A 9,603-nucleotide genomic window follows, 5' to 3' on the forward strand; every position below is an offset into this window, starting at 1 on the left:
CACCAGCTGCTGTTCTTATCAAGAAAGCACTCAAACTCGAAAAGGGTTCTGGAAATCCTCTCCGCGACAAGGTCGGTAAACTCTCACAGGCTCAGCTTGAGGAAATCGCAAAGACAAAGATGCCTGACATGAACGCTAATGACCTCGAAGCAGCTAAAAAAATCGTCGCTGGTACTGCTCGCAGTATGGGTGTAGAAGTGGAGGCTAACTAATGAAACACGGTAAGAAATATACTGACGCTCTCAAAAAGTTCGATTCAACACAGGCTTACAAAATTGAAAAGGCTTGTGAAATCGTAAAAGATGTTCACTTCGCAAAATTTGATGAAACAGTAGAACTTCATGTTGCTCTCCGCCTTGGCAAGAGCCAGACAATGCGTGATACTTTGGTTTTCCCAAATCAGTTCACAGCAGAGAAGAAAGTTCTCGTATTCTGTTCTGACGAGCGTGCTAAAGAAGCTCTTGATGCAGGTGCTGCTTATGCAGGTGCTGCTGAGTACATCGAGAAAGTAAAGGGTGGCTGGCTTGATTTCGATATCGCTGTTGCTACTCCAGATATGATGAAAGATGTCGGTCGTCTCGGTATGGTTTTGGGTCGCAAAGGTCTTATGCCAAACCCAAAAACTGGCACTGTAACAAATGACATCGTTTCGGCAATCAATGAACTTAAAAAGGGTCGTACTGAGTTCCGTGCAGACAAAACTGGCATCATTCACATCGCTGTCGGTAAAGTTTCTATGGACGCAGCAAAAGTTGCTGAGAACGCAAAGACTCTTCTTGCAGAAATTGACCGCAAAAAGCCGGTTGACGCAAAAGCAGATTTCGTTCGCTCTGTGTCAGTAAGCTCTTCAATGGGACCTGGCGTTTGGGTTGACATTAAGGAGGAGGCATAATCTATGGCTATCTTGGCAAAAGCTCTCCAGCCTGCTAAAACTCAGGCTATCGAAGAAACAAAGAAAGCATTTTCTGAGTATAATGACTTCATCTTCACAGAATACCGTGGTTTGACTGTTGAGCAGATTACAGCTCTCCGAAACAAACTTCGTGAGCATGAAGCTCCACTCAAAGTTGTAAAAAATAACTTTGCTCGTGTTGCTTTTGAAGAACTCAAAATTGAGAATGTTGCTGATTACCTCACAGGTCCTACAGCTGTTGTAATGGCTAAAGAGGATTCAAACGAGGCTGCAAAAGTTCTTTTTGACTTCGCAAAAGACAATAAAGCTCTTGTTGTTAAGGGCGGTTACATTGGCAATGAGATTTACGATCAGGCTAAAATCGAAGCTTATTCTAAAGTTCCGGGCAAAAAACAGCTTATCGCAATGCTCATGTCTACAATCAATGGTCCTGTACAGAAGCTCGCTGCTACTTTGCAGGCATATGTTGATAAAAAATCAGCAGAAGGCGGCAACTAATAGTTGCTGGAACTGTGGATAAACGCTTTTGCGTTGTTCCATTCTTTCTTATGATAGCACGGTCAGACTTCAATTTGCTGTCGGACTGTCCGTGCAAAGCCAGGTCGGTTTTGACTTCGGCTATTATATAATGCGGATAAAGCAGTTCAGTTTGTTCTGCCCGCATACGATTTTTGGTTCATAATGAACCTTGCCTATTTAGGAGAAGATAATATGGCAGCTCTCACAAACGAACAGATTCTTGACGCTATCGCTTCAATGACAGTTCTTGAGGCTTCTGAGCTTGTTAAAGCTATGGAAGAGAAATTTGGTGTAACAGCAGCAGTTGCAGTTGCAGCAGCTCCTGGAGCAGCAGCTGGTGGTGCAGCAGCTGAAGAGCAGACTGAATTCACAGTTACTCTCGAAAGCTTCGATGCAGCTAAAAAGATTGCTGTTATCAAACTTGTTAAAGAAAAGTGTGGTCTTGGTCTTGGCGAAGCAAAAGCTCTCGTTGAAGGCGCACCAAAAGTACTCAAAGAGGGTGTTTCTAAGGCAGACGCTGAAGCACTCGCTAAAGAAGTTGAAGCAGCTGGTGGTAAGGCATCAGTTAAATAACTTTGTGTCGTGTAAAGCGGCATAAAAACAAAAAATGCCACATGTGTTTTGCAAAATCGTGTGGCAATAATAAGCAGCTTACCTGCATGGGAATATCTGTGTGGGTAGGCTTTTTTGCGTATTTTATACTACAGAGTTTTACATATACGCTTTCCCATTCTGTGCTGTCCGTTATTTTCTTGTATGTTATACAGATAGATTCTGTGATGTAGCAGGTGGAACAAAGCGAATCCCTTCTAGGAGTGTACTGAATGTTCGCTAAAAGCAGAACAATCAATCGTCAGTATTACGGAAAGGATATCCAGAACTTCATGGAGATTCCTAACCTCATCGACATCCAAACATCTTCTTATGAAAGTTTCCTTCAGAAAGACAGATTAGACCGAAAAGAGCCTTTGCTTAGACAGGGCTTGCAGGACGCTTTTGAGTCTACTTTCCCAATCGAAAGTCAGGACGGCGAGATGCGCCTTGAATATGATTTTTATGAGCTTGACGAAGAAAACATCAAATTCTCTGAACTTGAATGCAAACAGAAAGGTCAGACATATGCTGTACCTTTGAAGGCTAGAATCAACCTGAGCTTTAAAACTTCAGGCGAAATTCTTCAGAAAGATATTTACATGGGCGACATTCCGCTCATGACAGACCGCGGCACATTCATCATCAATGGTGCTGAACGAGTCGTTGTTTCTCAGATTCACCGTTCTCCAGGTGTAATCTTTAATCATGATAAGGGCGTGTATTCAAGCCGAATCATTCCTTACCGTGGTTCTTGGCTCGAATTTGAAATCGACCAGAAAAAAGAACTTATTTACGCAAAAATTGACCGCAAAAAGAAGATTCTTGGTACAATTTTCTTGCGTGCTCTGGGATATTCAACTCGTGAAGAAATCATCCGCTGCTTCTATCAGACAGAGAATGTAGCTGTTGATGAAAAATCAAAGGACTCACTGGTTGATAAAGTTCTCGCATCTGCAGTTATCGTAAAAGACGGTGACGAAGAGAAAAAACTTTTCCGCGCAGGTACAAAACTTCATCCTCATGACATCGATGACCTTCTTGCTCAGAATGTCAAAGAAATCTGCGTAATCAAATTTGATGCACGCAAAACTCCTGGCGATAAAGACGAAGAGAATCCTTCACTTGACAGTGAGATGATTATCAATTGTTTTGAGCGCGAGGATATCAAATACACAAATCCTGACTCAGACAATGAAGAGCCGACAAAAGAAGACGCTCTTTCAGCTGTTTACGCCGTTCTTATGCCTGGCGAACCAATGACTGTTGAGAATGCAGAAAAAGACCTTACTTCAATGTTCTTCTCAATCCGACGCTATGACTTGGGCCGGGTTGGTCGCTACAAACTCAACAAAAAATTCCGCTATGAGACTCCATATGAAGATTTCACTCTTGTAAAAGATGATATCATTCAGACAATGAAACATCTCATCAATGTCTACAACGGAAACGAAAAAATCGACGATATTGACCACTTGGGCAACCGCCGAATCCGTTCTGTAGGTGAGTTGATGACAAATCAGCTCAAAACTGCGTTCAGCCGAATGGAGCGAATCGCAAAAGAGCGAATGAGCCTCAAAGAAACAGTTACTTTGAAGCCACAGGACTTGATTTCTATTAAACCGATTGTTGCTGCAATTAAAGAGTTCTTTGGTTCTTCACAGCTCTCTCAGTTCATGGATCAGGTTAACCCGCTTGCTGAGCTTACTCACAAACGACGACTTAACGCTTTGGGACCGGGCGGTCTTTCTCGTGACCGTGCAGGCTTCGAAGTTCGAGATGTACACTACACTCACTATGGCCGAATGTGCCCGATTGAGACTCCTGAAGGTCCGAACATCGGTCTTATCGTTTCTCTCGCTATTTACACAAAAATCAATGACTACGGCTTCCTTGAAACTCCATACCGCAAGGTTGAGAACGGAAAGGCGACTGACAAGGTTGAATATCTTTCTGCTATGGATGAAGACCGCTATTACATCGGTCAGGTTGCAGAAGGTATGAAGAGCGACGGTTCTTTCGCAAACGGTCCAGAAACAATGGTTTCTGTCCGACACCAGGGCGATTATACGACTCGTGCTGCAAAAGATATTCAGTACATGGATGTCTCTCCGCGACAGGTTATTTCGGTTTCAGCTTCTCTCGTTCCGTTCCTTGAACATGATGACGCTAACCGTGCTCTCATGGGTTGTAACATGCAGCGTCAGGGCGTTCCTTTGCTCTTCCCGGAACCACCGTATGTTGGTACAGGTATGGAGCAGAAGGCTGCTTATGATTCAGGCGTTCTCATCAAGGCTAAGCACGATGGTGAAGTTGTTTGGGTTACAAGCGACATGGTAAAAATCAAGCGTGATGAAGACGGATTGCTTGATGAATATCCATTGCTCAAATATCAGAGAACTAACCAGGATACATGTTATCACCAGCGACCAACTGTTGAGTGTGGCGAAAAGGTTAAAAAAGGTGCTGTCCTTGCAGACGGTCCAGCAACATTCAACGGCGAGCTTTCTCTCGGCCGCAACTTGCTTGTTGGATTCGTACCTTGGAATGGATACAACTATGAGGACGCTGTTCTTATCAGCCGCCGCGTAGTAAAAGAAGATATGTACACTTCTATCCATATTAAAGAGTTCCAGGTTGAAATTCGTGAGACTAAGCTAGGACCAGAAAAAATCACTCGTGATGTTCCGAACACAGCAGAAAAGACTCTTGATAATCTCGATGCTGAAGGTATCATCCGCGTTGGTGCAAAAGTCCGCTCAGGCGATATCCTCGTCGGAAAAGTAACTCCAAAATCAGAGACTGAGACAACTCCAGAATTCAAACTCCTTAACTCAATCTTCGGTGAGAAGGCTAAGGAAGTTCGTGATTCTTCACTCCGCGTTCCACATGGTGTTGAGGGCGTTGTAATTGACGTTCAGCGTCTCAAGAGAAGCGAAGGCGACGATTTGAACCCAGGTGTTGATGAAGTTGTAAAAGTTCTCATCGCTAACAAACGAAAACTTCGTGAAGGTGACAAAATGGCTGGTCGACACGGAAACAAAGGTGTCGTCGCACGAATCCTTCCAGAAGAAGATATGCCATACCTTGAGGACGGAACTCCGCTCGATGTATGTTTGAACCCACTCGGTGTTCCTTCTCGAATGAACATTGGTCAGATTATGGAATCTGAGCTTGGTATCGCTGGCCGCTACCTCAACCAGTATTTTGAATGTCCTGCATTCCAGACTCCTAGCCAGGAAATGATTGCAGAAAAGCTCAAGGAAGCTGGCCTTTCACCAGACTGTAAGCAGATTGTACGCGACGGTCGTACTGGTGAGCCGTTCGTCAATCCAATCTTCGTAGGTGTCATCTACTATCTCAAACTTCACCACTTGGTTGATGATAAGATGCATGCCCGCTCAACAGGTCCTTACTCACTCGTTACTCAGCAGCCACTTGGTGGTAAAGCTCAGTTCGGTGGTCAGCGTCTTGGTGAGATGGAAGTTTGGGCACTCGAAGCTTACGGTGCTGCAAACACATTGCAGGAGATGATGACAATTAAATCTGACGATATGAACGGTCGTTCAAAGATTTACGAGTCTATCGTTAAGGGTGATCCGGCAGCTCCAGCTGGCGTTCCAGAATCATTCAATGTTATGGTTCAGGAGCTCCGTGGTCTGGCTTTGGACTTCACAATTTATGACGCAAAGGGCAAACGAATTGCTCTTACCGAACGTGACCAGGAATTGATTGACAAGGCAAATTCTGGTTTCGACAAGGAGAATGAAGATGCGTGATATTCAGGATTTCGATTCAATTAAAATAAAACTGGCTTCACCGGATAATATCCGTGCCTGGTCTTACGGCGAGGTTAAGAAGCCGGAAACTATCAACTATCGTACACTTCGTCCGGAGAAAGACGGTCTCTTCTGTGAACGCATTTTCGGTACTACAAAGGAATGGGAATGCTACTGCGGAAAATTCAAGTCTATCCGTTACAAGGGCGTAATCTGTGATCGCTGTGGCGTTGAGGTAACACACTTCAAGGTACGCCGTGAGCGAACTGGTCACATTGAGCTTGCAGCTCCGGTAAGCCACATCTGGTATTACCGCTCAGTTCCAAGCCGAATGGGTCTTTTGCTTGACCTTCAGGTTGCAGCTCTCCGCTCTGTTCTTTATTACGAAAAATACATCGTAATTGATCCGGGCGACACAGACCTTAAAAAACATCAGCTTCTTTCAGAAGATGAATACAATGAAGTTCTCGATCGTGGTCAGTCTTTCGTTGCTGGCATGGGTGCTGAAGCTGTTAAGACATTGCTTGAAAACCTCAATCTTGATGAACTTGCAGCAGAACTTCGTGCAAAAATGATTGAAAAAGGTCAGAAATCTGACAAACGATTGCTCAAACGCATTCAGATTGTCGAAGATTTCCGCACATCTGGAAACAAAGCATCATGGATGATTCTTGATGTAATTCCGGTTATTCCGCCTGATTTGCGACCGATGGTTCAGCTTGATGGTGGCCGATTCGCTACATCTGACTTGAACGACTTGTATCGCCGTGTTATCAACCGAAACAACCGTCTCAAGAGATTGATGCAGCTCTCAGCTCCAGATATCATCATTCGAAACGAAAAACGAATGTTGCAGGAAGCAGTTGATGCCCTTTTCGACAACTCTAAGCGCAAGCGAGTTGTAAAGGGTGCTTCAAACAGACCGCTCAAATCTATCTCTGATATGCTCAAAGGTAAGCAGGGACGATTCCGACAGAACTTGCTCGGTAAACGAGTTGACTATTCAGGTCGTTCTGTAATCGTTGTAGGTCCTGAGCTCAAACTCTGGCAGTGTGGTCTTCCTACAAAAATGGCTCTTGAGCTCTTCAAGCCTTTCATCATGAAAAAGCTTGTTGATAAAGATGTCGTTTTCAATATCAAAAAGGCAAAACTTCTTGTTGAGCAGGAAGCTCCTGAAGTATACGCAATCCTCGACGAAGTTGTTCGTGAGCACCCAGTTATGCTCAACCGAGCTCCTACTTTGCACCGATTGGGTATTCAGGCATTCGAACCTGTTCTCGTAGAAGGAAAAGCTCTCAAACTTCACCCACTCGCATGTAAGGCTTTCAACGCCGACTTCGATGGTGACCAGATGGCTATCCATGTTCCTTTGACACAGGCTGCTCAGATGGAATGTTGGACACTCATGCTTTCTGCCCGAAACCTTCTTGACCCTGCAAACGGAAACCCAATCGTTCTTCCGTCACAGGACATGGTTCTCGGTATCTACTATATGACTTCAATTAAGCCGAACGCAAAGGGAACCGGCAAACGCTTCTCTTCTGCTGATGAAGCTACAATGGCTGCAGAAAACGGCTTTATCGAATGGCAGGCTCTTATCAAAGTTCCTGCTCCAAAATCTTCATTTAAAGACGGAGATTTTGCTGAAGGTGATGTAATTCAGACTTCTGCAGGACGAATCCGCTTTAATGCGGCTATGCCTGACGAGGTTGGTTATATCAATCCTCATGTCACAGAAGCTGACCTTTCAAAGAAAGTCACCACCGGTATGGGCGACAAAGACCTCAAAAAGATGATTGCCACCGTCTATCAGGAAAAGGGACCTTGGATTACAATCAAAATGCTGGACGCAATCAAGGATGTCGGCTACAAAAACGCTACATTCTTCGGTGCAACCCTTTCTATGGATGACATCATCATTCCAGAAGAAAAGAAGGCAATGGTTGATGAGTCAAACAAAATCGTTGAGGAAATCGTTTCTCAGTACTCTAAGGGTGTCATCACTGCAGACGAACGCTACAACAAAGTAACCGATGTTTGGCAGCGAACAAACGAAAAACTTACCGACATCATGATGGATCAGTTCAAGGCCGACAAAGACGGTTTCAACACAATCTACATGATGGCTGACTCTGGTGCGCGAGGTTCTAAAAAACAGATTTCTCAGCTTGCAGCTATGCGAGGCTTGATGGCTAAACCGAACGGCGACATCATCGAGCTTCCTGTTCGTTCAAACTTCAAAGAGGGACTTTCGGTTATCGAATACTTCATTTCATCAAACGGTGCTCGAAAAGGTCTTACCGATACTGCTTTGAAGACTGCGGACGCTGGTTACATGACCCGTCGATTGGTTGATGTTGCTCAGGATGTTGTTGTTAATGAAGATGACTGTGGTACAATCAACGGTATCGATTACACTGCAATCAAAAACGGTGACGAAATCATCACTCCGCTTTCAACACGAATTGCAGGTCACTTCACAATTGAACGCGTAATTCATCCGGTTACAGGTGAGTTGCTTTGCGATGTTAATGATTACATCACTGATGAACTTGCAAAGAAAATCGAAGAAGCTGGTGTTGAGAAAGTAAAACTCCGCACTGTTCTTACTTGTGAGGCAGAGCACGGCGTTTGTGTTAAGTGTTATGGAAAGAACCTTGCACGCAACAAACTCGTTGAAATCGGTGAGGCAGTCGGTGTTATCGCTGCTCAGTCAATCGGTCAGCCTGGTACACAGCTTACCATGCGTACATTCCATGTCGGTGGTACGGCTTCTAAGGCTACTGAAGATAACCGAATCGTTCTTAAATATCCGGTCATTGTCGGCAAAATCGCAGGTACGAATGTTCCTACCGGTGACGGCAACATGCTCTTTACTCGTAAAGGCTCAATGATGGTTACACGCATTATTGATTCATTCAAAATTGGAAGCGGTGACAAACTCGCAGTTTCTGACGGCGGACGAATCCTTAAGGGCGGTGTTCTTATCGAAGGTAAAAAATCTGTTCTCGCAAAAGAAAACGGACGAATCATTATCCTTGGTGACACACTTTATCTTACAGGTAATGAACAGAAAGTTGAAATCTCGAACGGTTCAACTATCGTCGTAAAAGAGGGCGACATTATCGAAGCTGGAAAGGTTCTCGGTACATTCGATCCTTCAAAAGAGCCAATCATCGCCGAAGTTTCAGGATATGTTCACTACGAGGACATCATTGTCGGTTCAACTTTGGTTGAAAAGATTCTTGATAACGGTAACATTGAGCGACACATTTCAGACTTGCATCTTGATGTTAAGCAGCCACGAATCCTCATCACTGATGAGGCTGGTAATGAACTTGGTTCATACTTCTTGCCAGCTGATGCAGTCCTTGATGTTGATGATAAACAGCAGGTTAAAGCTGGTGACACTCTTGCTCGTCTTCCAGTTGCAGCTGCTAAAACAAATGATATTACTGGTGGTTTGCCACGAGTTTCTGAATTGTTCGAAGCTCGCAAACCAAAAGTACCATGTGTTCTTTCACAGATTGCCGGTATCGTTAAATTTAACGGTGTTACAAAAGGCAAACGAATTGTCATCGTAGAAGACGCTTATGGCAAAACATACGAGCACCTTGTTCCGATGACTCGCCGAATGCTTGTTCGTGACGGTGATACTGTTGAGGCAGGTGAGCAGCTTTGTGACGGCGCACCAAGCGCACATGACATTCTTGCAATCCTTGGTGAAAATGCACTTATGGATTACCTTATGTCAGAGATCCAGTCGGTTTACTCTGCACAGGGTGTAGCAATCGATGACAA

The 9,603-nt window shown here is 44.4% G+C and carries 5 protein-coding genes and 1 pseudogene; all 6 read left to right on the top strand.

Annotation, left to right across the window (positions count from 1 at the left end; all coding sequences use genetic code 11):
* Positions 1 to 212, top strand: a pseudogene (locus tag Q0Q74_RS13660) (50S ribosomal protein L11); the annotation flags it as partial.
* The gene (gene rplA / locus Q0Q74_RS13665; protein WP_294431740.1) at positions 212 to 892 is read left to right on the top strand and encodes a 50S ribosomal protein L1; all 681 of its coding nucleotides are present in this window, start codon (positions 212 to 214) and stop codon (positions 890 to 892) included. The pseudogene Q0Q74_RS13660 and the gene rplA, both read left to right, overlap by 1 nt.
* A 3-nt stretch (positions 893 to 895) precedes the next feature.
* Positions 896 to 1,411 (top strand): 50S ribosomal protein L10, encoded by a 516-nt coding sequence (gene rplJ, locus Q0Q74_RS13670; RefSeq protein ID WP_294431742.1) that lies wholly within the window; start codon positions 896 to 898, stop codon positions 1,409 to 1,411.
* A 213-nt stretch (positions 1,412 to 1,624) separates the two neighbouring features.
* Positions 1,625 to 2,005 (top strand): 50S ribosomal protein L7/L12, encoded by a 381-nt coding sequence (gene rplL, locus Q0Q74_RS13675; RefSeq protein WP_294431744.1) that lies wholly within the window; start codon positions 1,625 to 1,627, stop codon positions 2,003 to 2,005.
* Between the two features lie 251 nt (positions 2,006 to 2,256).
* Complete coding sequence (rpoB, locus tag Q0Q74_RS13680; RefSeq protein WP_294431746.1) at positions 2,257 to 5,802, top strand: DNA-directed RNA polymerase subunit beta; 3,546 nt, start codon at positions 2,257 to 2,259, stop codon at positions 5,800 to 5,802.
* Positions 5,795 to 9,603 (top strand): DNA-directed RNA polymerase subunit beta' (gene rpoC, locus Q0Q74_RS13685; protein WP_294431748.1); only part of this gene is annotated, 3,809 nt, incomplete at its 3' end. The genes rpoB and rpoC, both read left to right, overlap by 8 nt.

This window comes from uncultured Treponema sp., from assembly GCF_946187725.1.
GTDB lineage: Bacteria > Spirochaetota > Spirochaetia > Treponematales > Treponemataceae > Treponema_D.